The following is a 24,035-nucleotide window of genomic DNA, read 5'->3' on the forward strand; positions in this document are numbered from 1 at the left end:
CATCACGCTTCAGCGCCGGCCTCGTCGGCCACGGCCGGCTTGGGGTCCACTGCGCCGAGCGCGCGCTGGGCGAGGGGATGCGAGCGGACCATCTCGCCGAGCGAGGACTTGCCGCGCGTGATGTCCGTGAACGCCCGCCAGGCCGGACGGAAGCCGGTCAGCAGGGCGTGGAAGAGACCCGGACGGCGCTCGAAGAGGGTCAGCATCCGCTTGCCGACGGCCATCTCCACCCCGAGGCCCGCCTTGATCGCGAAGGCGTAGTTGAGCGCCTGGCGACGGGCGTCCACCGCGTCGTGCGCCTCGGCGACGCGCACCGCCCACTCGCCCGCGAGCCGGCCGGAGCGCAGAGCGAAGGAGATGCCCTCACGGGTCCAGGGCTCCAGGAGCCCGGCCGCGTCACCGCAGACCAGCACGCGCCCACGCGAGAGCGGCGAGTCGTCGGCGCGGCAGCGGGTCAGGTGACCGGAGGAGATGCTCGGCTCGAACCCGGCGAGGCCGAGCCGCCCGACGAAGTCCTCCAGATACCGCTTCGTGGCGGCGCCCTCGCCGCGCGCGGAGATCACACCCACGGTCAGCGTGTCGCCCTTGGGGAACACCCAGCCGTAACTCCCCGGCATCGGGCCCCAGTCGATGAGCACCCGGCCCTTCCAGTCCTCGGCGACGGTCTCCGGCACCGGGATCTCCGCCTCCAGACCGAGATCCACCTGGTCGAGCTTCACCCCGACATGCGCCCCTATGCGGCTGGCACTGCCGTCGGCGCCGACGACCGCGCGCGCCAGCAGCGTCTCGCCGCCCTGGAGGACGACCGCGACCGTGCGCCGGTCCGGCACGGCGGAGCCGTGCTGTTCGACCCGGGTGACGGTGACGCCCGTCCGCAGCTCGGCGCCCGCCTTCTGCGCGTGCTCGACCAACTGCTGGTCGAACTCGGGCCGGTTGATCAGCCCGAAGAGCATCTGGCGGGAGCGGCGGGTGCGCGTGAAGCGGCCGTTGTTCGAGAACGTCACCGCGTGCACCCGGTCACGGAAGGGCAGGTCGAAGCCGGGCGGCAGGGCATCACGGGAGGGGCCGATGATCCCGCCGCCGCAGGTCTTGTAGCGGGGCAGGTCAGCCTTCTCCAGCAACAGCACGCGCCGCCCCGCGACCGCCGCCGCGTACGCGGCCGAAGCCCCCGCGGGTCCCGCACCCACCACGACGACGTCCCACACCTGCCGTACGTCGTCCGCCGAAGAGTTCTCGCTGCTCACGATGGTCTGCTGCTCCCGATCCAGTCGCCTGCCGCTGACGTCTCCCCGCATCCTACGGCGGAGATCACCGAGGTCGACGTGGGAGCATCGACCGTGAGATGCCTCGCGCACCATCAGGCGCGTACGCTCGCACGGTCGTGACGCACACCTGTGCGCCCACGCAGTACAACGTCGCACCCACAAGGAGCGTGCCCATGTCGTCGAATCCGATCGCCGAGACCGTCGCCTCGCTGCTGCCCAGGGCCAGGGCGGAGCTCACCGAGCTGGTGGCCTTCAAGTCGGTGGCGGACTTCGACCAGTTCCCCCGCAGCGAGAGCGAGGCCGCCGCGCGCTGGATCCAGGACGCGCTGACCGCCGAGGGCTTCCAGGACGTGGCCGTGCTCGACACGCCCGACGGCACGCAGTCGGTGTACGGCTACCTGCCCGGCCCGGAGGGCGCCAAGACCGTCCTGCTCTACGCGCACTACGACGTGCAGCCGCCGCTGGACGAGGCCGCCTGGACCACCCCGCCGTTCGAACTGACCGAGCGCGACGGCCGCTGGTACGGGCGCGGCAGCGCCGACTGCAAGGGCGGCGTGATCATGCACCTGCTCGCGCTGCGCGCCCTGAAGGCCAACGGCGGTGTGCCGGTGCATGTGAAGGTCATCGTCGAGGGCTCGGAGGAGCAGGGCACGGGCGGTCTGGAGCGCTACGCCGAGGAGCACCCGGAGCTGCTGGCCGCCGACACCATCGTGATCGGCGACGCGGGCAACTTCCGGGTGGGCCTGCCCACCGTCACCTCGACCCTGCGGGGCATGACCCTGGTCCGGGTGCAGGTCGACACGCTGGCGGGCAACCTGCACTCCGGCCAGTTCGGCGGTGCCGCGCCCGACGCGCTGGCCGCGCTGATCCGCGTACTCGACTCGCTGCGCGCCGAGGACGGCTCGACGACGGTCGACGGGCTGACCCCTGACACGTCGTGGGAGGGTCTGCAGTACGACGCCGAGCAGTTCCGCCAGGACGCCAGGGTGCTCGACGGCGTCGACCTGATCGGCGACGGCACGGTCGCCGACCGCATCTGGGCCCGCCCGGCGGTGACGGTCCTCGGTATCGACTGCCCGCCGGTCGTGGGCGCCACCCCGTCGGTGCAGGCGAGCGCCCGCGCGCTGATCAGCCTGCGGGTGCCGCCGGGCGTGGACGCGGCGGAGGCGACGAAGCTGCTCCAGGCCCACGTCGAGGCGCACACGCCGTGGCACGCGCGCGTGAGCACCGAGCAGATCGGCCAGGGCCAGCCGTTCAGCGCCGACACCACCAGCCCCGCCTACGCGGCGATGGCCGAGGCGATGGCGATCGCCTACCCCGGCCAGGAGATGCAGTACGCCGGGCAGGGCGGCTCCATCCCGCTGTGCAACACCCTCGCCGCCCTGTACCCGAGCGCGGAGATCCTGCTGATCGGCCTCAGCGAGCCGGAGGCCCAGATCCACGCGGTCGACGAGAGCGTCTCCCCGCAGGAGCTGGAGCGCCTGTCGGTGGCGGAGGCCCTGTTCCTCCGCGGCTACGCGACGAACTGACCCGGGCGCCGGGGTCGTGCCCGGCCGCGCGGCGAACCGAAGAGGGCGTAGGGGCGTCGGTCCGCGGGCGCCCCAGCCGGTCACCCGACCGGCACGCCGGCCTCCAGATACAGCGCCGTGCCGCGCTCACGCGCGCGTAGGGCCCAGCGCAGGCGTTCGTAGCGGACCGGGGGCAGCAGGGCCGCCGCCTCTTCCTCGGTGGCGAAGCGCCAGGCGCGCAGTTCGGGGCCCGGGAGGAGGACGGCGCCGGCGGTCGTGGGGTCGAGGCGGCCGCCGTCGAAGAGGAGGCGGAGGCCGCCGTAGCCGGGCGGGCGGGGCTGTTCCCAGTCGACGACCAGCAGACGGGGTACGTCGGTCAGATGGATGCCCGTCTCCTCCTCGACCTCGCGCATGCCCGCGCGCGCGGGCGCCTCGCCGGGCTCGACGACGCCGCCGGGGAACTCCCAGCCGGGCTTGTAGGTCGGGTCCACGAGCAGCACCCGGTCGTGCTCGTCGAAGAGCAGCACTCCGGCGGCCAGGGTCTCCGCGGTGGGTTCCGGGGTCTGCACGATGTCGCAGACCGCCGCCTCGCCCGTGCTCACGGCCTCGGCGACCCGCACGGCGGTCTCGTACGGGCTGAGCGCGCTGGTGTCGACCAGGTGGGCGTCCGCCGTGAGCCAGGTGGCGAGGGCGGCGCGGTACGGCTCGATGTGGTCGTACGACCACTGCCGGATCCGTATCTCTCCGTCCGGCAGGTCGGCTGGTACCTCACGGCCCGCTATCCGTGCGCGCAGGATCGTTTCCGCCGGGGCCAGGAGCACATGCCGTACGGGTATGCGGCGGGCGGCGAGGCCACCGAAGATCTCGTCGCGGTACTCCTGGCGCAGCAGGGTCATGGGGACGACGAGGGTGCCGCCCACCTCGGCGAGCAGCGCGGCCGCCGTGTCGATCACGAGGCGGCGCCAGATCGGCAGGTCCTGGAAGTCAACGACGTCGGCGAGGCGTTTGGGCGGCAGCAGGTGCCCCAGTGCCGCGCCGATGACCTCGGGGTCGAAGAGCGTACTGTTCGGGATCAGGTCGATCAGTTCCCGTGCGGTGGTGGTCTTCCCCGCACCGAACGCGCCGTTGATCCAGACGACGGTCACTTTTCCCCCTCTTCTGTTGGCCCCCTGGGGCTTGCCCGCTCCACCCTGCCACGGAAACCAGTTCCCGTTGAGGGCGCGCGGAACGCCGAGGCGCCGACGTCCCCTCCCGGGGTCCGCCGGCGCCTCGGCCCGCTTGAGGGTCCGCTTCAGTCGCCCTGACCCAGCGCGCCCTCGTCCACGGCCAGACTGTCGCGGGCGACGACGTGGTCGACGGTGCTGAGGGTGTCCCCGACGTTCAGGTCCTTGAGGGCGTCCCCACCGTCCAGCCCATGGCTGGGCGTGATGGCCGCGACGACGAATCCGGTGGCGAGGGAGGCAATGGCCAGCATGCTGCGCTTCTTCATGCCGAACTCAACGCCGAACCGGCAGCGAGGTCACGCGCACCGGAACCCGGACGCCCAGTGCGGCTCCGCCGCGCGGGCGCGACCGGCCCCACACCACCCGCACCCCGCAACACACGGCCCGCCCTACGGCGAAACCGCCTGAACGTTCCGCCCCACCAACACAGCCGCAGCGGCCCCGACAAGCCCCGCGTCCGTCCCCATCTGCGCCGGCACCACGGAAAGCCCCCGCACGAACGACAACGTCGCGTACTCCCCCAACGCCTTCCGCAGCGGCGCGAACAACACCTCCCCGGCCTTCCCCACACCCCCACCGATCACCGCGATGTCGATCTCCACCAGCGTCGCGGTCGCCGCGATCCCCGCCGCCAGGGCCTGCGCCGCCCGCTCGAAGGACGCCAGGGCCACCGGATCCCCCGCCCGAGCCGCCGCGGCCACCGCGGCCGCGGAGGTGTCGCCGTCGGCCCCTGGCCGCCAACCGCCCTCAAGAGCCCGCCGCGCGATATGGGGCCCACTGGCGATCCGCTCCACACACCCGCGCGCTCCGCACGGGCAGGGATCCCCGTCGAGGTCCACGCTGATGTGCCCGATGTGCCCCGCGTTTCCCGTGGGCCCGGGATGCAGCCGCCCGTTCAGCACCAGGCCACCACCGACGCCGGTCGACACCACCATGCACAGCGCGTTGTCGTGCCCGCGCGCGGCGCCCTGCCAGTGCTCGGCCGCCGTGATGGCCACCCCGTCGCCGATCAGCTCCACGGGCAGCTTCCCGGTCGCCGCCCGCACCCGCTCGACCAGCGGATAGTCCCGCCAGCCGGGGACGTTCACGGGGCTCACCGTGCCGGTGGAGGCGTCCACGGGGCCGGCGCTGCCGATGCCCACGGCGTGCGCGCGGCCCCACAGCGGGGAGGCGGTGAGCTCGCCGAGCACCTCCTCGACGGCCCGCATGACGGTCTCGCCGTCCTCCCGCGCGGGCGTCGGCCGCTGCGCTCGGACCAGGATCGTGCCGTCGCCGTCCACCAGCGCTCCGGCGATCTTGGTGCCGCCGATGTCGAGCGCGGCCACGAGGTCGGTGTGCATCAGTCTGGGATCTCCCCGTCAACGTCAACCAGGAAAAGGGCTGGCCGGTCCAGCGGTGGGGACGTGGGCCGGAGAATGCGGTGGACAGTCTCTCCCGCATCTGACAACGTTGTCCAGGGCCTATGCTCGACGCCACATCCTCATACAAACCAAGGGACTCACGCATCCCCAGGGAGCACAGACCCGAGGGGAACCGCCCTCCGGGAGCCGCGGGGCCCGTGGACGAACAGGACAGGACACCGCATCGTGCCCGAGACGCCCCGCCGCACCGACCGTCTCACCGACCGCGTCTCGGTGACGCGCTACGGCAATCGTCCCACCATGAAGGACGTGGCGGCCCGTGCCGGAGTCGGCCTGAAGACCGTCTCCCGCGTGGTCAACGGCGAGCCCGGCGTCACGCCCGAGACGGAGCGGCGCGTCCAGGAGGCCATCGAGGCGCTCGGCTTCCGCCGCAACGACAGCGCGCGGGTGCTGCGCAAGGGCCGCACGGCGAGCATAGGACTGGTCCTGGAGGACCTCGCCGACCCGTTCTACGGCCCCCTGAGCCGCGCGGTCGAGGAGGTGGCCCGGGCGCACGGGGCCCTGCTGATCAACGGCTCCAGCGCGGAGGACCCGGACCGGGAGCAGGAGCTGGCGCTGGCGCTGTGCGCGCGGCGGGTGGACGGTCTCGTGGTGATCCCGGCCGGGGACGACCACCGCTACCTCGAACCCGAGATCAGAGCGGGTGTGGCGACCGTCTTCGTGGACCGGCCAGCCGGGCGGATCGACGCGGACTGCGTCCTGTCGGACAACTACGGCGGTGCGCGCGAGGGCGTCGCCCACCTCGTCGCGCACGGGCACCGGCGGATCGGCTTCATCGGTGACATGCCGCGTATCCACACCGCCGCCGAGCGCCTGCGGGGCTACCGGACCGCCCTGGAGGACGCCGGCATCACCGCCGAGGACTCCTGGATGTCGCTCGGCGCGACCGACCCCGCGCGCGTGCGGCGGGCGGCCGAGGAGATGCTGTCCGGGCCCGCGCCGGTCACCGCGATCTTCGCGGGCAACAACCGCGTCACCGTCACCGTGATCCGGGTGCTCGCGGAGCATGCCCGCCGGGTCGCCCTCGTCGGCTTCGACGACATCGAACTCGCCGACCTGCTCCAGCCGGGGGTCACCGTCGTCGCCCAGGACGCGGCGACGCTGGGCCGTACGGCCGCCGAGCGGCTCTTCCGGCAGCTCGACGGCTCACTGGTGGTCCCCGAGCGCATCGAACTGCCCACCCGGCTGATCACCCGAGGCTCGGGCGAACTGCCGCCGGCGGACTGAGAGGTTCATGGACATCGGAGCCACGCTGGAGTCCCTCGGCCTGGCCGGGGCGCCCCGCGACCATCCCCTGACCTATCCCGGCGCCTGGCCGGCGGCGTCCGGCCTGCTCTCCGGGGACCGGATAGTGCCCCTGGACCGCCTCATCCACCCCGACCGCACACCGGTCCTCGCGGTGGGCTCCAACGCCTGCCCCGGCCAACTGCGGCACAAAATGGCCGAGTCGGGGATCGTCTCGCCCATCCCGATGGTCAAGGCCCTGGTGACGGGGCTCGGGATCGGCGTGTCGGCGCACGTCAGCCGCCTCGGCTATGTCTCCGCGTCACCGGTCAACTCGCCGTCCGCCGTACAGGAGTTGTTCCTGACCTGGCTGGACGCCGAGCAGCTGAGGGTGATCGACGCGAGCGAGGGCGTGTTCTTGGCCGACGGCAACTACGACCGCGTCTGGCTGCCCTCGCCCGAGGTGCGGATCCGCTTGGAGGACGGCGAGTCACTGCCCGGCGCGTACGTCTACGTCAATCGCCACGGCGTTCTCCACAACGGCACCGGGGCGCCCCGCACGCACCCGGGCCAGCGTGCCCTGATCACCGAACTCCTCGTGGGCTCGGCGGAGTTGCGCCGACTCTTCGGGGTCACCCCCGAGGAGTTCTGCGCACGAGCACGGGCCGACGCCGAACTGTGCGCCCGGGGCACCCGGTTGTTCGCGGAGGAGAAACTCGTGACGGCGTCGGGATGGGAGCATCTGCGCCGGGCGCGTTGAGGCCTGTCCTTGAGGCTCAGCAGAGCGGGAGGCCGGGGACGGGGGCGTCGTTGGCGCCGCCCTTGATGTACACGTCGCTGACGTAGACGCCCGTGTTGCCGGTGTCGTCGTCGGTCTTCGCCCACCATACGTTCGTGGGCGGCGGCCAGGGCGTCCATGACCTCCGCGCCGATCCGGGCCGCCTCGCGCGGGTCCACGGTGCCGCGCGCCCGCAGGACGTCGTCCAGGGACGGACCGTCGACCAGCTCCATGACGATCAGCGGGCGCCCGTCGACCTCGGCGATGTCGTGCACGGCGACCACTCCGGGGTGGCGCACCCGGGCGGCCGCGCGGGCCTCGCGCTGCATCCGCAGCCGCAGACCGGCGAGTTCGGGCGAGTCGGTGTCGGTGTAGGTGCGCAGTTCCTTGACGGCGACTTCCCGGCCGAGGACCTCGTCGAGGGCTCTCCAGACGACGCCCATGCCACCCCGCCCGAGCCGGGCCGTGACCCTGTAGCGCCCGGCCAGCAGCCGGCCGGTCCCTTCCGTCCGGCTGTCCGCCCGCCCCTGCTCCCCCGAAGACACCGCCGCCCCGTCCTGTACCGACCCGATGAGTGGCGTCCAGCCTACGGGGCGGAAGTGACAGCGCGGGCGAGTGGCCCGTACAGGGGTGACAGGGGCGCGGGCGTCACTGCGCCGAGGCCGTCAGGTCTCCGCGCCGGGGCGCCGCGAAGCCCTCCAGGGCGGTCCGGGTCAGCCCGGTCGCCCGGGTCACCTCGGCCGGGTCGAGCGCCCCGCAGTCCAGGCCGCGCAGCAGATAGCCGCTGAGCGCCTTGGCCGTGGCGGGCTCGTCCATGACGTCGCCGCCGGCCCGGTTGGCGTAGCGGGCGAGGCGGGCGGCGGCCTGGGCGAAGCCCTCACGGTAGAAGGCGAAGACGGCCGCGTAGCGGGTGGGGATGTGGCCGGGGTGCATGTCCCAGCCCTGGTAGTAGGCGCGGGCGAGGGCGCGGCGGGTGAGGCCGTAGTGCAGTCGCCAGGCGTCGTGGACCTGCTCGGTGGGGCCGACGGGCAGCACGTTGGTGGAGCCGTCCGAGACCCTGACCCCGGTTCCCGCCGCGGCGACCTGCATGACCGCCTTGGCGTGGTCGGCGGCCGGGTGGTCGCTGGCCTGGTAGGCGGCGGAGACGCCGAGGCAGGCGCTGTAGTCGAAGGTGCCGTAGTGCAGGCCGGTGGCGCGGCCCTCGGCGGCCTGGATCATGCGGGCGACGGTGGCGGTGCCGTCGGCGGCGAGGATGGACTGGCTGGTCTCGATCTGGATCTCGAAGCCGATCCGGCCCGCGTCGAGGCCGCGCGCCTTCTCGAAGGCTTCGAGGAGCCGCACCATGGCGGTCACCTGCTCCGGGTACGTCACCTTCGGCAGGGTCAGCGCCAGCCCCTCGGGCAGACCGCCGGCCTCCATCAGGCCGGTGAGGAAGATGTCGAGGGTGCGGATGCCCCGGTCGCGTACCGGTGCCTCCATGCACTTCATGCGGATGCCCATGTACGGGGCCGCCGTGCCGTTCTGGAACGCCTCGGCGACGACGCGTGCCGCGCGGGCGGCGGCCCGGTCCTCCTCGGCGTCCGGGCGGGGGCCGTAGCCGTCCTCGAAGTCGACGCGGAGGTCTTCGACGGGCTCGCGCTCCAGCTTGGCCCGCACGCGCGTGTACACGGGTTCGGCGAGGTCGTCGGAGAGGCCGAGGACGGCGGCGAAGGAGGCGGCGTCCGGGGCGTGTTCGTCGAGGGCGGCGAGGGCCCGGTCGCCCCAGGAGCGGATGGTGTCGGCGGCGAAGACGTCACCGGGGACGTAGACGGTGTGGACGGGCTGGCGGGTGCCGGGGTCCCCGGGGTAGCGGCGCTCCAGTTCGGCGTCGACCGGCGCGAGGGAGGCGCTGATCTCCTCGCTCACGGCCCCCGCGAGGCTCGTCGCCACCGTCTCCTGCTGGCCCTGGCCCATCCCACACCCTCCAGTTTTCCGCTCTACGGAATCAACAATCCGTAGAATGAAGCTAACGGGGGATCTTCCCGTGGGTCAACACCCCGTCCGCCAGCTGAACCCGCGCCCCTCCCGCACCCCACGCCCTCTTTCGCACAACGGTTCGCTCCCCCATCCTGACTCGCGAGGGGAGGGGGAGCACATGACGGACGCCGGGAGAGTGACGCGGCGCACGGGGTTACGGACCGCGCTCGCGGCCGCCGTCGCCGTACCCCTGATCATGACGGTGCGCGCTTCCGACGCCCGGCGCGCGGCGGGACGGCCGGGTGACGAACCGCCTCCGGACGGGCCGCTGGAGGTCATGTCCTTCAACCTCCGCTTCGCGAGCACCGAGGAGCCCAACAGCTGGGCCGCCCGCCGTCCGGTGATGCGCGAACTGCTGCGCCGGGCCGCACCGCACGTCATCGGCACCCAGGAGGGTCAGGGCCCCCAGCTCGCCGACATCGAGTCCGATCTCGGCCCGCACTACGACTGGATCGGCACCGGCCGTGACGGCGGCGAGGACGAGTCGATGGCGATCTTCTACGACACCCGCCGGCTCGTCCCGGTCGGCTACAGCCACTTCTGGCTCTCCGACACGCCCACCGTGCCCGGCTCCAACACCTGGGGCGGCGGCCACCCCCGCATGGTCACCTGGGTGCGGTTCAGCGATCTCGGCGCCGGCGGACGGCGGTTCTGCGTCCTGAACACCCACCTCGACAACGCGAGCATGTACGCACGCGCGCGTGCCGCCGCCCTCATCGCCGAGCGGATCCCCGGCATCGCCCGCACCCAACCCCTGGTCGTCACCGGCGACTTCAACGCCATCGCCCACCGGAGCCCGGTCTACGCCACCCTTCTGGGCGCCGGTCTGCGGGACACCTGGGACACGGCGGCCCGGCGCGGACCGGCGTACGCGACCTTCCACGCCTGGCGTCCGCCGAAGCCGTACGGCGACCGCATCGACTGGATCCTGGCGACCCCGGACGTGACCGTCCTGCGGGCATCGGTCGACACCTTCTCGCGCGACGGACAGTGGCCCAGCGACCATCTGCCGGTGCGCGTCTCGCTGCGCCTGGGGACGGCGAAGACCCCCGCGACCTGAGCGGTCACGGGGGCCTTCGGGCGCCCGGGGGCGGGGATCAGCCCTTGCGGGCCTTGATCTCCTCGGTCAGCTGCGGGACGACGTCGAACAGGTCGCCGACGACGCCGTAGTCGACCAGGTCGAAGATCGGGGCCTCGGGGTCCTTGTTGACGGCCACGATGGTCTTCGAGGTCTGCATACCGGCGCGGTGCTGGATGGCGCCGGAGATGCCGTTGGCGATGTACAGCTGCGGCGAGACCGACTTGCCGGTCTGGCCGACCTGGTTGGTGTGCGGGTACCAGCCCGCGTCCACCGCGGCGCGCGAGGCGCCGACGGCCGCGCCGAGGGAGTCGGCGAGCGCCTCGATGATCGGGAAGTTCTCGGCGCCGTTGACGCCACGGCCGCCGGAGACCACGATCGCGGCCTCGGTCAGCTCCGGGCGGCCCGTCGACTCACGCGGCGTACGGCCCGTGATCTTCGTGCCGGTCGCCTTGTCGGAGAAGGTGACAGCGAGCGCCTCGACCGCGCCGGCGGCCGGGGCGGCCTCGACGGCGGCGCTGTTGGGCTTGACCGTGATGACCGGGGTGCCCTTGATCACGCGGGAGGTGGTGGTGAAGGACGCGGCGAACACCGACTGGGTGGCCACCGGGCCCTCGTCGCCGGCCTCCAGGTCGACGGCGTCGGTGATGATGCCGGAGTGGATGCGCAGCGCCAGACGGGCGGCGATCTCCTTGCCCTCGGCGGAGGAGGGGACGAGCACGGCGGCCGGGGAGACGGCCTCGACGGCGGCCTGGAGCGCGTCGACCTTCGGGACGACCAGGTAGTCGGCGTACTCGGAGGCGTCGTGGGTCAGGACGCGGGTCGCACCGTGCTCGGCGAGCGCGGCGGCGGTGTTCTCGGCACCGGCGCCGAGGGCGACGGCGACCGGCTCGCCGATGCGGCGGGCCAGGGTCAGCAGCTCCAGGGTGGGCTTGCGGACGGCGCCGTCCACGTGGTCGACGTAGACGAGGACTTCAGCCATGGGAATGGATCTCCTTGCGGATTACGACGTCTGAGGGGCGGTCAGGCTCGGGAGCCCTTAGATGAACTTCTGGCTCGCGAGGAATTCGGCGAGCTGCTTGCCGCCCTCGCCCTCGTCCTTGACGATCGTGCCGGCGGTGCGCGCCGGACGCTCGGCCGCGGTCTCCACCTTGGTGTAGGCGCCGTCGAGGCCGACCTCCTCCGCCTCGATGTCGAGGTCGGACAGGTCCCAGGACTCCACCGGCTTCTTCTTGGCCGCCATGATGCCCTTGAAGGACGGGTAACGCGCCTCGCCCGACTGGTCGGTGACCGACACGACGGCCGGCAGGGACGCCTCCAGCTGCTCGGAGGCGGTGTCGCCGTCGCGACGACCCTTGACGACGCCGTCCTCGGCCGAGACTTCGGACAGCAGAGTGACCTGCGGGACGCCCAGCCGCTCGGCCACGAGCGCCGGGACGATGCCGCCGGTGCCGTCGGTGGAGGCCATGCCGGAGACGACCAGGTCGAAACCGGCCTTCTCGATGGCCTTGGCCAGCACCAGGGACGTGCCGATGGCGTCCGTGCCGTGCAGGTCGTCGTCCTCGACGTGGATGGCCTTGTCGGCGCCCATGGACAGCGCCTTGCGCAGCGCGTCCTTGGCGTCCTCCGGGCCCACCGTCAGGACGGTGACCTCGACGTCGTCGTCGGAGTTCTCCGAGATCTGGAGCGCCTGCTCGACGGCGTACTCGTCCAGCTCGGAGAGCAGACCGTCGACGTCGTCCCGGTCGACGGTCAGGTCATCGGCGAAGTGCCGGTCGCCAGTGGCGTCGGGCACGTACTTCACAGTGACAACGATCCTCAAGCTCACGCCGGCTCTCCTACTGCATCGTCAGTTCTCGGCTGCCTACTTGCAGGCAGCATAGGCGCCTGAAGCGGCCGTTCCCGGATCGGGGCGGACCACGCTCCGACCGGAATATTACTCGTCAGTACACCCAGTTCGTCCCCGCTAAGCAAGCGCTTTGAACTGTGACCTTTGCAACGCAGCGTAACCGGAACTGGACGCCTTCGCAGGAGAGCCGGGCAGTGATCAATCGCGCAGAGCGGTGAAGCGGCCCTGGTGGTACAGGAGGGGCCGGCCCGCTCCCGTGGGGTCACCGAGGACCACCTCGGCCAGCACGATCCGGTGATCGCCCGCGGGCACCCGGGTGACCACGCGGCAGACCAGCCAGGCCAGCACGTCGTCCAGCACGGGGACGCCCTGGGGGCCCTCGCGCCAGGCGGTGGGCGCTCCGAAGCGGTCGGCGCCGCTGCGCGCGAAGGTGGCGGCCAGGTCCTGCTGGTGCTCGCCCAGGAGGTGGACGCCGATGTGCTCGGCGCGGGATATCGCCGGCCAGCTGGAGGCACCGGTGCCGATGCCGAAGGAGATCAGCGGAGGCTCGGCGGAGACGGAGGTCAGGGAGGTGGCGGTGAAGCCGACCGGGCCGGCGACGCCGGGCGCGGTGATCACGGCGACTCCGGCCGCGTGCCGCCGGAAGACGGAGCGCAGCAGGTCGGGGGAGGCGAGCCGGGCGGCGCCCAGGTCGGACGTGGCCGTCATGGAGTTGTCCTTCTGCGAGGAGTGGCGTGGGTGTCCGAAGGTGCTCAACGGGCCGGACAGCGCGCGCTCGCGGTGCTACGGGCCAGGTCGACGTGGACCCGCCCGTAGAGAAGGAGTTCCTGAGGCATACGGTCAGGCTGACGATAGGTGGCGCGCCCAGTCAAGTGCGTTCCGAGATGTGGGAGATGCCTCACCGTCAGGACCCCTGCCTCACACGGCCTCGCCGAGCGCCGCGATGACGTCCGCCTTGCGGGGCTGCCCGGTGGCCCGCCGGACGACCCGTCCGCCGGCGTCCAGCACCAGCACCGTCGGCGTCTTGAGGATGTCGAGCTCGCGGACGAGGTCCAGCCGGTCCTCGGCGTCGATCTCGATGTGATGGACCCCGGGGACCATGCCGGCCACCTCACCCAGCACCCGGCGGGTGGCCCGGCAGGGCGCGCAGAAGGCGCTGGAGAACTGCACCAGCGTGGCCCGCTCGCCCAGTTCACCGCCCAGCCGGTCGGCCCCGAGCCGCTTGTCCTCGTCGCGCCCGCGCACCCGCACTCTCCCGCTCCGCCGCCGTTGCAGCACTCCGTAGGCGCTCGCCGCCGCGAGCACCGCCACGCACACCACCAGTCCGGTCATCACCCAGCTCCAGCGTTCACGAGACTGCAAAGATTCCCTTCTCCCCCGGTCGCCACCCATGCGGAATGCTTGATTCATGGACATCGATGTGAGGGGGCCGCGCTTCGGGGCGGCCGTGACGACCGTAGTCCTCGCGGTCGTCCTGGTCACCGGCAGCGCCTGGCTGCTGGCGTGGCAGACGCTCGCGTTCGCGCTGGGCGCGGCGGGCGGGGTCGGCCGGTCCCCGTACGGCTGGCTGTTCCGGAAGGCCGTACGGCCGCGCATCGGCCCGCCGACCGAGTTCGAGGCTCCGGAACCGCCGCGGTTCGCGCAGGCGGTCGGGCTGGTCTTCGCGGCCGTGGGGCTGGCCGGATTCACGCTGGGCGCCGACTGGCTGGGGCTCACGGCGACCGCGGCCGCGCTGGCGGCGGCCTTCCTCAACGCCGCGTTCGGCTACTGCCTGGGGTGCGAGATGTACCTGCTCGTACGGCGGCTGACGGTTCGTGCGGAGTAAAGGCCGCTTAAAAGCACGAGGTGGATCATGGAGCCCACGTGACGAGGATCTCGCCGTGGGAGGGCACCAGGACTGGCTGTCCGGCCGTTCTTCGGGCACGATCTGCGAGATGCCGTAAACCTACGGCTGCGTAACTTTCCCGCCGGGAGATCCTTTCCCAGGCAGTGAGAAAGAAGGGTCCGCCCCGCTCATGGCAGAGCTTGTCTACCGTCCCGTCGTCGGTCTCGCGAAGACGATGTTCAAGGTCTGGGACCTGAAGATCGACTGCAAGGGGTCGGAGAACATCCCGCGCTCGGGCGGAGCGGTCCTGGTGAGCAATCACATCAGCTACCTCGACTTCATCTTCGACGGTCTGGCGGCCCTCCCGCAGAAGCGTCTGGTGCGGTTCATGGCCAAGGAGTCCGTCTTCCGTCACCGGATCTCCGGGCCGCTGATGCGCGGGATGAAGCACATCCCCGTGGACCGCGACCAGGGCGAGGCCGCCTACGCGCACGCCCTGGACTCGCTGCGGTCCGGTGAGATCGTCGGGGTCTTCCCGGAGGCCACGATCTCGCAGTCCTTCTGTCTGAAGAGCTTCAAGTCGGGTGCCGCGCGGCTGGCCCAGGAGGCCGGTGTCCCGCTGATCCCGATGGCGGTGTGGGGCACGCAGCGGCTGTGGACCAAGGGTCACCCGCGCAACTTCAAGCGCAGCCACACCCCGATCACCATCCGGGTGGGCGAGGCGATCGAGGCGTCCCGGGACAAGTACGCCGGCGCCATCACCCGGCAGCTGCGCGAGCGCGTCCAGGAGCTTCTGGAGGCCGCTCAGCGCGCCTACCCGGTACGCCCCAAGGGACCGGACGACACCTGGTGGATGCCGGCCCACCTGGGCGGCACGGCACCCACCCCGGAGCAGGTCCGCGCGGCGGAGGTCGGCGGCTGAGACACCGACCGCGGCGGCTGAGGCGCCGACCGCACGACAGCCGGGTCACGGCACCCGCGGCTCAGGCGAAGTAATGGCCCTCGGCCAGGTCTGCCAGGAGGCCGGGGTGGGTGGGGTGCCAGCCGAGCCGTTCGCGGGTCAGGGTGCTGGAGGCCGGGGCGTTGCGGGCGAAGAAGGGCCCGAGCCAGCCGAAGTGGTCGTCCATCCGGTCGGCGGGCACCGAGACGACCGGCACTCCCAGATGCCGCCCGATGGCCTCGGCGATGTCCCGTACGGGAATGCCCTCCTCGTCGACCCCGTGCAGCCGGCTGCCCGCGGGCGCCGACTCCAGGGCCAGCCGGTACAACCGGGCCGCGTCCAGGCGGTGCACGGCGGGCCAGCGGCCGTCCCCCTCGGCGGGGTGGCCGGAGACGCCCTTCTCGCGGGCGATCTCGATCAGCCGGGGCACGAAGCCGTGGTCGCCCTCGCCGTGCACGGACGGCGCGAGCCGGACGACCGACGCGCGCACGCCCCGCTCGGCGAAGGCGAGGCCCGTCTGTTCCGACCTCCTCGGCACCACGTGGTCGCCCGGATCGAGCGGGGTGTCCTCCGTGGCGATCCGGCCCGGGGGGACGACGAGCGTGCCGGACGTGACGAGGAAGGGCCGACCGGACCCCTCCAGGGCCTCGCCCATCGCCTCGATGGCGCGCTGATCGGCCCGCGCCGCGGCCGGGTAGTCCGCGAAGTCGTGGATGAACGCCAGGTGGATCACGCCGTCGGCGGCGTCGGCCGCCCGGCGCAGGACGTCGAGGTCGTCCAGGGACCCGCGCCGCACCTCGGCGCCGGCCTCCTTCAGGGCCGTCTCGCCCCGGTCGGAGCGGGCGAGGCCGACGACCTCGTGCCCGGCGTCGAGCAGGTCGCGGACGACGGCGGAGCCGATGAAGCCGGTCGCGCCGGTGACGAAGACACGCACAGGGTGCACTCCTCAGCTGGAATCAGCGGAATCAGGGGAATCGGGGGAATCGGGGGAAGAACGCGGCCCGACGGCTTCGGCACCGGGCCCGCGACTCATGGCTCCACCCTGCGACCGGGGCCGCGCCCCGGTCCAAGACCTGTTTCGTACAGGGCAATGCGTTCCAGGCATCACCGCAGCTCACACGGGCCTGTCGGCCGAGGCGGCTACGGTTGGGGCATGCCGTCCACACCACCGCCGGAGGCGGACCTCGATCTGCGTCTCGTGCGCTACTTCACGGCCGTGGCCGAGCAGGGGCACTTCGGCCGCGCGGCGGAGGCGCTGCGCATCGCCCAGCCGTCGCTGAGCCGGCAGATCCGCCGACTGGAGCGGCAGCTGGGCGCCAGGCTGCTGGACCGCACCCCGCAGGGCAGCCGGCTGACCGCGGCCGGGGAGGTCTTCCTGCCGCGCGCGAAGGCGCTGCTGCGCTCGGCCGCAGAGGCCGCCGCGCACACCCGGGCCGCGGCGCAGCCCCATGCGATCACCGTCGGCTACTCGCTGAACATCATCGTGACCCCGGCGGTGCGGGACCTGCGCGCCCGTCACCCCGATGCCGAGGTGCACGCGGTGCACCTGGAGTGGAACGAGGCGAGGGAGGCGCTGCTCGCGCACCGCGTCGACGCGGCCGTGACCCGGCTGCCACTGCCCACCGACGGACTGCGGGTCACGGTCCTGTACCCCGAGCCGCGGGTGCTGGTCGTACCGCTCGGGCACCGGCTGGCGGGCCGGGAGCACGTCACGCTCGACGACATCGCCGAGGAGCCGATGCCCCGGGTCAGGGACGACGCGTGGAACGCCTACTGGCGCGTCGACCCGCGCCCCGACGGCCGCCGGGCGCCCGACGGGCCGCTGGTGGACGCCATCGAGGACAAGTTGGAGCTCGTCGCCGACGGCAGGGCGGTGGCCCTCGTCCCGTTCCCCCGTACCCGCAGCCTGCGCCCCGACCTGACGACGGTGCCGGTGGTGGGCGTGGAGCCGAGCCATGTCGTCCTGGCGACCCGGGCCGACGACCGCCGGCGGCTGGTGGCCGACTTCCGCAAGTCGGCCCAGGCACTGCTCACCGGGCCGGAGTGACGGCGCGCAGCCGCGTCGGCAGCGCCCTGGCGAGGTGGTCCCGGTCGGGGGCGGCCCGGAGGGCGCTCAGCACGTCCGGGTGCGGTGCGGCGTAGAGGTCCGGGTAGTCCAGCTCCCCCGCGGCGGGGTCGGGCCGGAAGGCCAACCGCTCGCCGTCCAGGGAGAATCGGGCGTCGACACCGGGTTTGTTGCCGCGCGGGTCCTGGCGGTGCCAGGCGCCGTGGAAGCGCACGGCGACGAGTCCGTGGACGACGTCGAACTGCTGGTAGCACAGCGCGGTGGGGATGTCCTCGGCCCGCAGCAGCGCGGTCAGCGCGTGGGCCTTGGCATGACAGATGCCGGTCCGCTGCTCCAGCACGTCGGAGGCGCGCCAGGTGACGCGCGGATCCCCCGAGTCCTGTGCGTGGGGAATGGTGTCGCGCACGAACTCGAACGCCAGCCGAGCATAGGCATACGAGTCCTCGGCGTCGCGCGCCAGCTGTGCGGCCGTCTGCCGCACCACCGGATGGTGATGGTCGATGGCCTCGTCGGCGGCCAAGTAAGCGGACAGGTCAGGGGTGTTCTGGATCAGCTCCATGCCCGCGGAGCATAGGAATGCGACCACCCGATCGTCAATGACTTTTCAGGTGGCCGCATACCTATGCAGATCTTCGACCGGGTGGTCCGGCTAGCGCGCCATCTCTTCCTTGAGCGCCGCCACGAACGCGTCCACGTCGTCCTCGGTCGTGTCGTACGCGCACATCCAGCGCACGACCCCGGCCGCCTCGTCCCAGAAGTAGAAGCGGAAGCGCTTCTGAAGCCGCTCGCTCACGTCGTTCGGCAGCCGGGCGAAGACGCCGTTGGCCTGCACCGGGTAGAGGATCTCCACGCCGTGCACCGCGCGGACGCCCTCGGCGAGGCGCTGGGCCATTTCGTTGGCGTGGCGGGCGTTGCGCAGCCAGAGGTCCTTGGCGAGCAGCGCCTCCAACTGCACCGAGACGAAACGCATCTTGGAGGCCAGCTGCATGGACAGCTTGCGCAGATGCTTCATCCGGCGCACGGCGTCCTGGTTGAGCACGACGACGGCCTCCCCGAACAGGGCGCCGTTCTTGGTGCCGCCCAGGGAGAGGATGTCGACGCCGACCGCGTTGGTGAACGTCCGCATGGGGACGTCCAGGGAGGCGGCCGCGTTGGCTATCCGGGAGCCGTCCAGGTGCACCTTCATGCCGTGCGCGTGGGCGTGCTCACAGATCGCGCGGATCTCGTCGGGCGTGTAGAGGGTGCCCAGCTCGGTGCTCTGGGTGATCGACACGACCTGCGGCATCGCGCGGTGCTCGTCCTCCCAGCCCCAGGCCTGCCGGTCGATCAGCTCCGGAGTGAGCTTGCCGTCCGGCGTGGGCACGGTGAGCAGCTTCAGGCCGCCCATGCGCTCGGGGGCGCCGCCCTCGTCCACGTTGATGTGGGCGCTCTCGGCGCAGATCACCGCGCCCCAGCGGTCGGTGACCGCCTGGAGCGCGACGACGTTGGCGCCGGTGCCGTTGAAGACCGGGAACGCCTCGGCCGTGGGACCGAAGTGGCTGCGGATGATCCGCTGGAGGTTCTCGGTGTACTCGTCCTCGCCGTACGCCACCTGATGGCCGCCGTTGGCCAGCGCCAGGGCGGCCATCACCTCCGGATGCCCCCCGGCGTAGTTGTCGCTGGCGAAGCCACGGATCTCCGGGTCGTGATGCCGACGCGCGTCGGTCCTGGGAGGGTTCACGGCTTCTCGGTGAGCCACAGGCGCTGTCCGTTCACTTCCGCGGCGGGCTTGTCCCAGACGCCGACGATGGCCTCGGCCAGGTCGTTGACGTCCGTGAAGCCCGCGAACTTCGCGTTGGGGCGCTCGGCGCGCATCGCGTCGTGCACCAACGCCTTCACCACCAGGATCGCAGCCGCCGACGTGGGGCCCTGCTCGCCCCCGGCCTTGCGGAAGTAGTCGGCCATGGCGAGCGTCCACGCCTCGGCGGCCGCCTTGCCCGCGGCGTACGCGGCGTTGCCGGCGGTCGGCTGGCTCGCGCCGGCGGCGCTGATCAGGACGTAGCGGCCGCGGTCGCTGCGCTGGATCGCCTCGTGGAAGGCGAGCGAGGTGTGCTGCACGGTGCGGATGAGCAGCAGCTCCAGGAAGTCCCAGTCGTCGAGGCTGGTCTTGGTGAAGGTCTCGCTGCCGCGCCAGCCGCCCACGAGGTGGACCAGGCCGTCGACCCGCCCGAACTCCTTCTCGGTGCGGGCGGCCCAGTCCCGGGTCGACTCCAGGTCGAGCAGGTCCACCGTCTCGCCGGTGACGGTCGCGCCGCCGGAGGCGTAGCGCGCCGCGTCCACGGCCTCGGCGAGCCGTTCCGGGTCGTTGTCGGCGGCGACGACCGTCGCTCCGGCCTCGGCCAGCCGGAGCAGCGCCGCCCGTCCGGCGGGTCCGCCGGCTCCGGCGACCGCGATCACCGCACCGCTGAGAGCCCCGTTCCCCATGTTCTTCGCCTCCTGAGCAGTGTTCTCGGTACGCGGGTCGCTCACGCGGCGACCTGCTCGGGGCTGTCCCCGGTGATACCCCGCGTCGAGGCAATCACGCTCTTCAGCTTCTTGGACAGCGCCTCATAGAACATGCTCAGCGGAAACTCGTCCGGAAGCACGTCATCGACGAGCTTGCGCGGGGGCTGGGTCACGTCCAGGGCGTCCGGGCCCTTGGCCCACTTGGAGCCCGGGTGCGGGGCGAGGTAGGAGGAGACCAGCTCGTAGCCGGCGAACCAGTGGACGAGCTTGGGCCGGTCGATGCCGTCGCGGTAGAGCTTCTCGATCTCGGCGCACAGCTGGTTGGTGACCTGCGGGGCGCGCTGCCAGTCGATGAACAGCTTGTTGTCGGTCCAGCGCACGACGTCGTGCTTGTGCAGGTAGGCGAAGAGCAGCTGGCCGCCGAGGCCGTCGTAGTTGCGGTCGCGGTCGCCGGTGACCGGGAAGCGGAACATCCGGTCGAACAGGACGGCGTACTGCACGTCACGGGCCTGCGGAACGCCGTCGGCCTCCAGCTTCACGGCCTCCTTGAAGGCGGTGAGGTCGCAGCGCAGCTCCTCCAGGCCGTACATCCAGAACGGCTGGCGCTGCTTGATCATGAACGGGTCGAAGGGCAGGTCGCCGTGGCTGTGGGTGCGGTCGTGGACCATGTCCCACAGCACGAAGGCCTCCTCGCAGCGCTTCTGGTCGTGGACCATGGCGGCGATGTCCTCGGGCAGCTCCATGCCGAGGATGCCGACGGCGGCGTCGGTGACGCGGCGGAAGCGGGCGGCCTCGCGGTCGCAGAAGATGCCACCCCAGGAGAATCGTTCCGGCGCCTCGCGCACGGCGATGGTCTCCGGGAAGAGAACGGCGGAGTTGGTGTCGTACCCGGCCGTGAAGTCCTCGAAGGTGATGCCACAGAACAGCGGGTTGTCGTAGCGGGTGCGCTCCAGCTCGGCGAGCCAGTCGGGCCACACCATGCGCAGCACGACCGCTTCGAGGTTGCGGTCCGGGTTGCCGTTCTGCGTGTACATCGGGAAGACGACCAGGTGCTGCAGGCCGTCGCGGCGGTCCGCGGCGGGCTGGAAGGCCAGCAGCGCGTCGAGGAAGTCGGGCACCTCGAAGCCGCCGTCGGCCCAGCGGCGCAGGTCCTTGGCCAGGGCCTCGTGGTAGGCGACGTCGTGCGGGAGCAGCGGGGAGAGCTCCTCGACGGCCTCGACGACCTGGCGTACGGCGGCCTCGGCGTCGGCGCGCAGCGGGGCGCCGTCGGCGGCGAGGTCGATCGAACCGTCCTTGGACTGCCACGGCCGGATCCGCTCCACGGCATCCTTGAGCCGGCTCCAGGCGGGGTGATCCACCACCCGGCCCGACGGAGGAACCGTCTCCTCCGTACCCACCTGCACAAGAATTTCCGTCATGTCCCATCCTCCACGGGAGAAGCTCGCGTCAGGACACCGTATGCATATGCGGTTTCCCTCAGCAAGGGGGGTCTCGGGAGATTATCCTGCGCAACCCCATGGTCACCGCAGTTTTTTCTGCCCACGCGGGCCTGGGCGGACACTTCCCCGCGATGGTGACCAGTGCGCAAACTCCGGCCTACAGACGGGTACATGACCGGCGAAGAGCACTAGGCTGCGGCTCCGACCGCCGTCGGCGCAGAAGCGAGGCGACTTTGAACTTTCTCACCATCGGTCACCGCGGGATCATGGGCGTGGAGCCCGAGAACACGCTCCGTTCCTTCGTCGCCGCCGCACAGGCCGGGCTCGACGTCATCGAACTCGATCTCCACCTGAGCAAGGACGGCGCCCTCGTCGTCATGCACGACGCCGACGTGGACCGCACGACCGACGGCACCGGCCCGATCGCCGAGCAGACCCTCGCCGAGCTGCGCGCCCTGGACGCCGGGCACGGGGAGCGGGTCCCCGTCTTCGAGGAGGTCCTGGACGCGGTGGAGACGCCGCTCCAGGCCGAGATCAAGGACCTCCAGGCGGCGCGGGCGCTGGCCGAGGTGATGCACGCGCGCGGCCTGGTGGGGCGGGTGGAGGTGTCGTCCTTCCACGACGAGGCGATCACCGAGATCGCCCGCCTGGTGCCGGGGGTGCGCACGGCGCTGATCGGCAGCCGCTACGGCGTCGACGTCGTCGAGCGGGCCGTGGCCGCCGGGGCGGCGACCGTCTGTCTCAACATCCGGCGGCTCACCCTGGAGATCGTCGAACAGGCGCGGAAGAGCGACCTGAGGATCATCGGCTGGGTGGTCAACACCCAGGACCAGCTGCGGCTGGTGCGCGCGCTGGGCCTGGACGGCGCGACCACGGACTACCCCGAGATCAAGCGCACCGGCCGCTTCACCGCGTGAGCGTCGCCGGGACCACCGGCGCGGACGCCCGCGGGAAGGTCACACCAGCGGCTTGACCAGCAGCTCGAACTGAAGATCGGCGCGCTGCGGGATGCCGAAGCGCTCGTCGCCGTAGGGGAAGGGGCTCATCTGTCCCGTACGGCGGTAGCCGCGCCGCTCGTACCAGGCGATCAGGTCCTCGCGGACGGAGATCACCGTCATGTGCATCGCGGTCACGCCCCAGGTCTCGCGGGCCCGCCGCTCCGCCTCCGCGATGACCAGCTTGCCGAGGCCCGCGCCCTGGAGCGCCGGGCTGACCGCGAACATGCCGAAGTAGGCGTACTCGCCGCGGTGTTCCAGCTGGCAGCAGGCGACGATCCGGCCGTCGCGCTCGACCGTCAGCAGCCGACTGTCGGGCGACGCGATGACCTCCCGCACACCCTCGGGGTCGGTGCGCTGCCCTTCGAGGATGTCCGCCTCGGTCGTCCACCCGACCCGGCTGGCGTCACCCCGGTACGCCGACTCGATCAACGCGACCAGGACGTCCACATCGGCCTCGGTGGCATCACGGAAGGTCGGCGCGGAGGTGGCGGCGGTGGCGGCGGTGTCCATGCGATGGATCTCCGAATCTCGGGCGCGGCGCGGGCACCGACGAGGGTAACCCCGGCCCTAGGGTCGGACGCATGGTGCATGTGCTGAGCAGTCGGATTCTGTTGCGGCCGACCGATCCCGAGCGCTCCCGCGTCTTCTACGGGGAGCGGCTGGGCCTCGCCGTGTACCGCGAGTTCGGGACCGGACCGGATCGCGGCACCGTCTATTTCCTCGGCGGGGGCTTCCTGGAGCTGTCGGGGCGGGCCGAGGCGCCGCCGGATCCCGCCGTACGGCTGTGGCTCCAGGTGCCGGACGCGGCCGCCGCCGAGGCCGAGCTGCGGGCGAACGGCGTCGGGATCGTACGGCCGCCGGTGCGGGAGCCGTGGGGGCTGGTGGAGATGTGGATCGAGGATCCGGACGCCACGCCCATCGTGCTGGTGGAGGTGCCCGCGGACCATCCGATCCGCTACCGGCCGGGCATCTGAGCCGACCGCCGGATGGCCGGGGCGCATGTCCGGGCTTAGCGTGCTGGTAGAGGCTGTGGTGCGTAGGGGGCTCTGGTGCGCCGGTGGGGGATCCCGCACGAGGACCGTCCCGGAAGGAACGCCATGAAGCTCGACAAGCCCGTGCCCGGTGGGCCCTGCTGGGTGGAGCTCGGCACCAGCGACCTGGCCGCGGCCAAGGGGTTCTACGGGCGGCTCTTCGGCTGGCGGGCCGAGACCGACCCCCGGCAGGAGGCCGGCGGCTATTCGGTCGCCCACCTCGGCGAATCCCCCGTCGCCGCCCTCACCCCGCTGTACCAGGAGTCACAGCCGGTCGCCTGGAACGTCTCCTTCGCGGTCTCGGACGCCGATGTCACCGGCCGGCTGATCACCGAGCTGGGCGGCAAGGTGCTCGTGGGTCCGATGGACGTGTTCGACCTGGGCCGCTTCGCGGTGGCCCTCGACACGGGCGGCGCGGCCTTCCAGCTGTGGCAGTCCCGGACCTTTCCCGGCGCCGGGCTGTTCAACGCGCCCGGCTCGCTGGGCTGGGTCGAGCTGCTGACCCGCGATCCCGACCGGTCGGAGAACTTCTACACCACCGTGTTCGGCTGGACGGTCAGCACCTCGGAGAACTATCTGCAATGGGGCGTCGGCGGGCTGGACTTCGGCGGCATGGTCGCGATGGACGACAAGTTCCCGCCCGAGGTGCCGCCGCACTGGCTGCCGTACTTCGCGGTCGCGGACGTCGACGACAGCGCGGCCACCGCGACCGGCGAGGGCGGTACCGTCCTGATGGAGCCCATGGACGTGCCGGACGGACCGCGCATCGCGGTGCTGCGGGATCCGCAGGGCGCGATGTTCGGCGTGTACCGGGCCGGCGACGAGGGCTGACCGCGCGCACCGCACGGTGACCACGCCACGCTTGCGCTGAAGTGCGCTCCAGCTCCTAGC

General features: G+C 72.0%; 25 protein-coding genes and 1 pseudogene. 10 read left to right on the plus strand and 16 right to left on the minus strand.

The window, feature by feature from the left end; genetic code table 11:
* Positions 1–2: 2 nt before the first annotated feature.
* Entirely contained in the window at positions 3–1,244 is a 1,242-nt protein-coding gene (locus ACZ5NW_RS22185; RefSeq protein ID WP_468745594.1) for a geranylgeranyl reductase family protein, read from the minus strand.
* 194 nt (positions 1,245–1,438) lie between these two features.
* Between ACZ5NW_RS22185 and ACZ5NW_RS22190 the strand changes: the two genes are divergently transcribed.
* Positions 1,439–2,794 carry a M20/M25/M40 family metallo-hydrolase gene (locus ACZ5NW_RS22190; RefSeq protein WP_468745595.1) on the plus strand — a complete coding sequence of 452 codons (1,356 nt, stop codon included), beginning with the start codon at positions 1,439–1,441 and terminating at the stop codon, positions 2,792–2,794.
* Positions 2,795–2,874: 80 nt separating this feature from the next.
* Here ACZ5NW_RS22190 and ACZ5NW_RS22195 read toward each other — a convergent pair whose 3' ends face one another.
* The 3 genes from ACZ5NW_RS22195 to ACZ5NW_RS22205 form a co-directional block, all read right to left on the minus strand.
* Complete coding sequence (locus ACZ5NW_RS22195; protein WP_468745596.1) at positions 2,875–3,918, minus strand: NUDIX hydrolase; 1,044 nt, start codon at positions 3,916–3,918, stop codon at positions 2,875–2,877.
* Between the two features lie 146 nt (positions 3,919–4,064).
* Positions 4,065–4,262, minus strand: a complete 198-nt coding sequence (locus ACZ5NW_RS22200) for a hypothetical protein (protein WP_468745597.1) — start codon at positions 4,260–4,262, stop codon at positions 4,065–4,067.
* Between the two features lie 123 nt (positions 4,263–4,385).
* Entirely contained in the window at positions 4,386–5,336 is a 951-nt protein-coding gene (locus tag ACZ5NW_RS22205) for an ROK family protein (RefSeq protein WP_468745598.1), read from the minus strand.
* 246 nt (positions 5,337–5,582) lie between these two features.
* Here ACZ5NW_RS22205 and ACZ5NW_RS22210 point away from each other — a divergent pair, with 246 nt between their 5' ends.
* The gene (locus ACZ5NW_RS22210; RefSeq protein ID WP_468745599.1) at positions 5,583–6,644 is read left to right on the plus strand and encodes a LacI family DNA-binding transcriptional regulator; all 1,062 of its coding nucleotides are present in this window, start codon (positions 5,583–5,585) and stop codon (positions 6,642–6,644) included.
* A gap of 7 nt (positions 6,645–6,651) precedes the next feature.
* A complete protein-coding gene (locus tag ACZ5NW_RS22215; protein ID WP_468745600.1) occupies positions 6,652–7,401 on the plus strand; it encodes a S1 domain-containing protein in 750 nt (249 codons plus the stop codon).
* Positions 7,402–7,535: 134 nt separating this feature from the next.
* Here the strand turns inward: ACZ5NW_RS22215 and ACZ5NW_RS22220 are convergent.
* Together ACZ5NW_RS22220 and ACZ5NW_RS22225 are read right to left on the minus strand one after the other, a co-directional pair.
* Positions 7,536–7,964: pseudogene (locus ACZ5NW_RS22220) on the minus strand (protein kinase domain-containing protein); the annotation flags it as partial.
* Between the two features lie 103 nt (positions 7,965–8,067).
* A complete protein-coding gene (locus ACZ5NW_RS22225) occupies positions 8,068–9,372 on the minus strand; it encodes a DUF6986 family protein (protein WP_468745601.1) in 1,305 nt (434 codons plus the stop codon).
* A 181-nt stretch (positions 9,373–9,553) separates the two neighbouring features.
* Here ACZ5NW_RS22225 and ACZ5NW_RS22230 point away from each other — a divergent pair, with 181 nt between their 5' ends.
* A complete protein-coding gene (locus ACZ5NW_RS22230) occupies positions 9,554–10,495 on the plus strand; it encodes an endonuclease/exonuclease/phosphatase family protein (RefSeq protein WP_468745602.1) in 942 nt (313 codons plus the stop codon).
* Positions 10,496–10,532: 37 nt separating this feature from the next.
* Here ACZ5NW_RS22230 and ACZ5NW_RS22235 read toward each other — a convergent pair whose 3' ends face one another.
* The 4 genes from ACZ5NW_RS22235 to ACZ5NW_RS22250 form a co-directional block, all read right to left on the minus strand.
* The gene (locus ACZ5NW_RS22235) at positions 10,533–11,495 is read right to left on the minus strand and encodes an electron transfer flavoprotein subunit alpha/FixB family protein (RefSeq protein WP_468745603.1); all 963 of its coding nucleotides are present in this window, start codon (positions 11,493–11,495) and stop codon (positions 10,533–10,535) included.
* Positions 11,496–11,552: 57 nt separating this feature from the next.
* A complete protein-coding gene (locus tag ACZ5NW_RS22240) occupies positions 11,553–12,341 on the minus strand; it encodes an electron transfer flavoprotein subunit beta/FixA family protein (RefSeq protein ID WP_468745604.1) in 789 nt (262 codons plus the stop codon).
* 219 nt (positions 12,342–12,560) lie between these two features.
* Complete coding sequence (locus ACZ5NW_RS22245) at positions 12,561–13,070, minus strand: flavin reductase family protein (protein ID WP_468745605.1); 510 nt, start codon at positions 13,068–13,070, stop codon at positions 12,561–12,563.
* 210 nt (positions 13,071–13,280) lie between these two features.
* The gene (locus ACZ5NW_RS22250) at positions 13,281–13,694 is read right to left on the minus strand and encodes a TlpA family protein disulfide reductase (protein ID WP_468745606.1); all 414 of its coding nucleotides are present in this window, start codon (positions 13,692–13,694) and stop codon (positions 13,281–13,283) included.
* A gap of 76 nt (positions 13,695–13,770) precedes the next feature.
* Here ACZ5NW_RS22250 and ACZ5NW_RS22255 point away from each other — a divergent pair, with 76 nt between their 5' ends.
* Both ACZ5NW_RS22255 and ACZ5NW_RS22260 read left to right on the plus strand, forming a co-directional pair.
* Entirely contained in the window at positions 13,771–14,187 is a 417-nt protein-coding gene (locus ACZ5NW_RS22255; protein WP_468745607.1) for a DUF4395 domain-containing protein, read from the plus strand.
* A gap of 190 nt (positions 14,188–14,377) precedes the next feature.
* A complete protein-coding gene (locus tag ACZ5NW_RS22260) occupies positions 14,378–15,109 on the plus strand; it encodes a lysophospholipid acyltransferase family protein (protein WP_468745608.1) in 732 nt (243 codons plus the stop codon).
* A gap of 61 nt (positions 15,110–15,170) precedes the next feature.
* Here the strand turns inward: ACZ5NW_RS22260 and ACZ5NW_RS22265 are convergent, their stop codons facing one another.
* On the minus strand, positions 15,171–16,061 hold the full coding sequence (locus ACZ5NW_RS22265; RefSeq protein WP_468745609.1) for an SDR family oxidoreductase: 891 nt from the start codon (positions 16,059–16,061) through the stop codon (positions 15,171–15,173).
* 219 nt (positions 16,062–16,280) lie between these two features.
* Here ACZ5NW_RS22265 and ACZ5NW_RS22270 point away from each other — a divergent pair, with 219 nt between their 5' ends.
* A complete protein-coding gene (locus ACZ5NW_RS22270; RefSeq protein WP_468745610.1) occupies positions 16,281–17,174 on the plus strand; it encodes a LysR family transcriptional regulator in 894 nt (297 codons plus the stop codon).
* Here the strand turns inward: ACZ5NW_RS22270 and ACZ5NW_RS22275 are convergent.
* The 4 genes from ACZ5NW_RS22275 to ACZ5NW_RS22290 form a co-directional block, all read right to left on the minus strand.
* Positions 17,158–17,751 (minus strand): transglutaminase-like domain-containing protein, encoded by a 594-nt coding sequence (locus ACZ5NW_RS22275; protein ID WP_468745611.1) that lies wholly within the window; start codon positions 17,749–17,751, stop codon positions 17,158–17,160. The two genes, ACZ5NW_RS22270 and ACZ5NW_RS22275, sit on opposite strands and share 17 nt — an antisense overlap.
* Before the next feature lie 90 nt (positions 17,752–17,841).
* Positions 17,842–18,912, minus strand: a complete 1,071-nt coding sequence (locus tag ACZ5NW_RS22280; protein ID WP_468745612.1) for a threonine aldolase family protein — start codon at positions 18,910–18,912, stop codon at positions 17,842–17,844.
* Entirely contained in the window at positions 18,909–19,655 is a 747-nt protein-coding gene (locus ACZ5NW_RS22285; RefSeq protein WP_468745650.1) for an SDR family NAD(P)-dependent oxidoreductase, read from the minus strand. Before ACZ5NW_RS22285 ends, ACZ5NW_RS22280 begins: the two co-directional genes overlap by 4 nt.
* 41 nt (positions 19,656–19,696) lie before the next feature.
* On the minus strand, positions 19,697–21,094 hold the full coding sequence (locus ACZ5NW_RS22290) for a DUF6421 family protein (RefSeq protein ID WP_468745613.1): 1,398 nt from the start codon (positions 21,092–21,094) through the stop codon (positions 19,697–19,699).
* Positions 21,095–21,348: 254 nt separating this feature from the next.
* Here ACZ5NW_RS22290 and ACZ5NW_RS22295 point away from each other — a divergent pair, with 254 nt between their 5' ends.
* Positions 21,349–22,032 (plus strand): glycerophosphodiester phosphodiesterase, encoded by a 684-nt coding sequence (locus tag ACZ5NW_RS22295; protein WP_468745614.1) that lies wholly within the window; start codon positions 21,349–21,351, stop codon positions 22,030–22,032.
* Between the two features lie 39 nt (positions 22,033–22,071).
* Here ACZ5NW_RS22295 and ACZ5NW_RS22300 read toward each other — a convergent pair whose 3' ends face one another.
* Entirely contained in the window at positions 22,072–22,623 is a 552-nt protein-coding gene (locus tag ACZ5NW_RS22300) for a GNAT family N-acetyltransferase (protein WP_468745615.1), read from the minus strand.
* A 71-nt stretch (positions 22,624–22,694) separates the two neighbouring features.
* Between ACZ5NW_RS22300 and ACZ5NW_RS22305 the strand changes: the two genes are divergently transcribed.
* Entirely contained in the window at positions 22,695–23,087 is a 393-nt protein-coding gene (locus tag ACZ5NW_RS22305; protein WP_468745616.1) for a VOC family protein, read from the plus strand.
* A gap of 123 nt (positions 23,088–23,210) precedes the next feature.
* On the plus strand, positions 23,211–23,975 hold the full coding sequence (locus tag ACZ5NW_RS22310; protein WP_468745617.1) for a VOC family protein: 765 nt from the start codon (positions 23,211–23,213) through the stop codon (positions 23,973–23,975).
* Positions 23,976–24,035 lie beyond the last annotated feature (60 nt).

The organism is Streptomyces sp. NPDC032126, from assembly GCF_055580085.1.

Coding starts and splice junctions, on each gene's coding strand:
- ACZ5NW_RS22190 (WP_468745595.1), top strand. CDS start 1,439: ATGTCGTCGAATCCGATCGCCGAGACCGTCGCCTCGCTGCTGCCCAGG.
- ACZ5NW_RS22200 (WP_468745597.1), bottom strand. CDS start 4,262: ATGAAGAAGCGCAGCATGCTGGCCATTGCCTCCCTCGCCACCGGATTC.
- ACZ5NW_RS22205 (WP_468745598.1), bottom strand. CDS start 5,336: ATGCACACCGACCTCGTGGCCGCGCTCGACATCGGCGGCACCAAGATC.
- ACZ5NW_RS22215 (WP_468745600.1), top strand. CDS start 6,652: ATGGACATCGGAGCCACGCTGGAGTCCCTCGGCCTGGCCGGGGCGCCC.
- ACZ5NW_RS22225 (WP_468745601.1), bottom strand. CDS start 9,372: ATGGGCCAGGGCCAGCAGGAGACGGTGGCGACGAGCCTCGCGGGGGCC.
- ACZ5NW_RS22230 (WP_468745602.1), top strand. CDS start 9,554: ATGACGGACGCCGGGAGAGTGACGCGGCGCACGGGGTTACGGACCGCG.
- ACZ5NW_RS22235 (WP_468745603.1), bottom strand. CDS start 11,495: ATGGCTGAAGTCCTCGTCTACGTCGACCACGTGGACGGCGCCGTCCGC.
- ACZ5NW_RS22245 (WP_468745605.1), bottom strand. CDS start 13,070: ATGACGGCCACGTCCGACCTGGGCGCCGCCCGGCTCGCCTCCCCCGAC.
- ACZ5NW_RS22250 (WP_468745606.1), bottom strand. CDS start 13,694: ATGACCGGACTGGTGGTGTGCGTGGCGGTGCTCGCGGCGGCGAGCGCC.
- ACZ5NW_RS22255 (WP_468745607.1), top strand. CDS start 13,771: ATGGACATCGATGTGAGGGGGCCGCGCTTCGGGGCGGCCGTGACGACC.
- ACZ5NW_RS22260 (WP_468745608.1), top strand. CDS start 14,378: ATGGCAGAGCTTGTCTACCGTCCCGTCGTCGGTCTCGCGAAGACGATG.
- ACZ5NW_RS22270 (WP_468745610.1), top strand. CDS start 16,281: ATGCCGTCCACACCACCGCCGGAGGCGGACCTCGATCTGCGTCTCGTG.
- ACZ5NW_RS22275 (WP_468745611.1), bottom strand. CDS start 17,751: ATGGAGCTGATCCAGAACACCCCTGACCTGTCCGCTTACTTGGCCGCC.
- ACZ5NW_RS22285 (WP_468745650.1), bottom strand. CDS start 19,655: ATGGGGAACGGGGCTCTCAGCGGTGCGGTGATCGCGGTCGCCGGAGCC.
- ACZ5NW_RS22290 (WP_468745613.1), bottom strand. CDS start 21,094: ATGACGGAAATTCTTGTGCAGGTGGGTACGGAGGAGACGGTTCCTCCG.
- ACZ5NW_RS22300 (WP_468745615.1), bottom strand. CDS start 22,623: ATGGACACCGCCGCCACCGCCGCCACCTCCGCGCCGACCTTCCGTGAT.
- ACZ5NW_RS22305 (WP_468745616.1), top strand. CDS start 22,695: ATGGTGCATGTGCTGAGCAGTCGGATTCTGTTGCGGCCGACCGATCCC.
- ACZ5NW_RS22310 (WP_468745617.1), top strand. CDS start 23,211: ATGAAGCTCGACAAGCCCGTGCCCGGTGGGCCCTGCTGGGTGGAGCTC.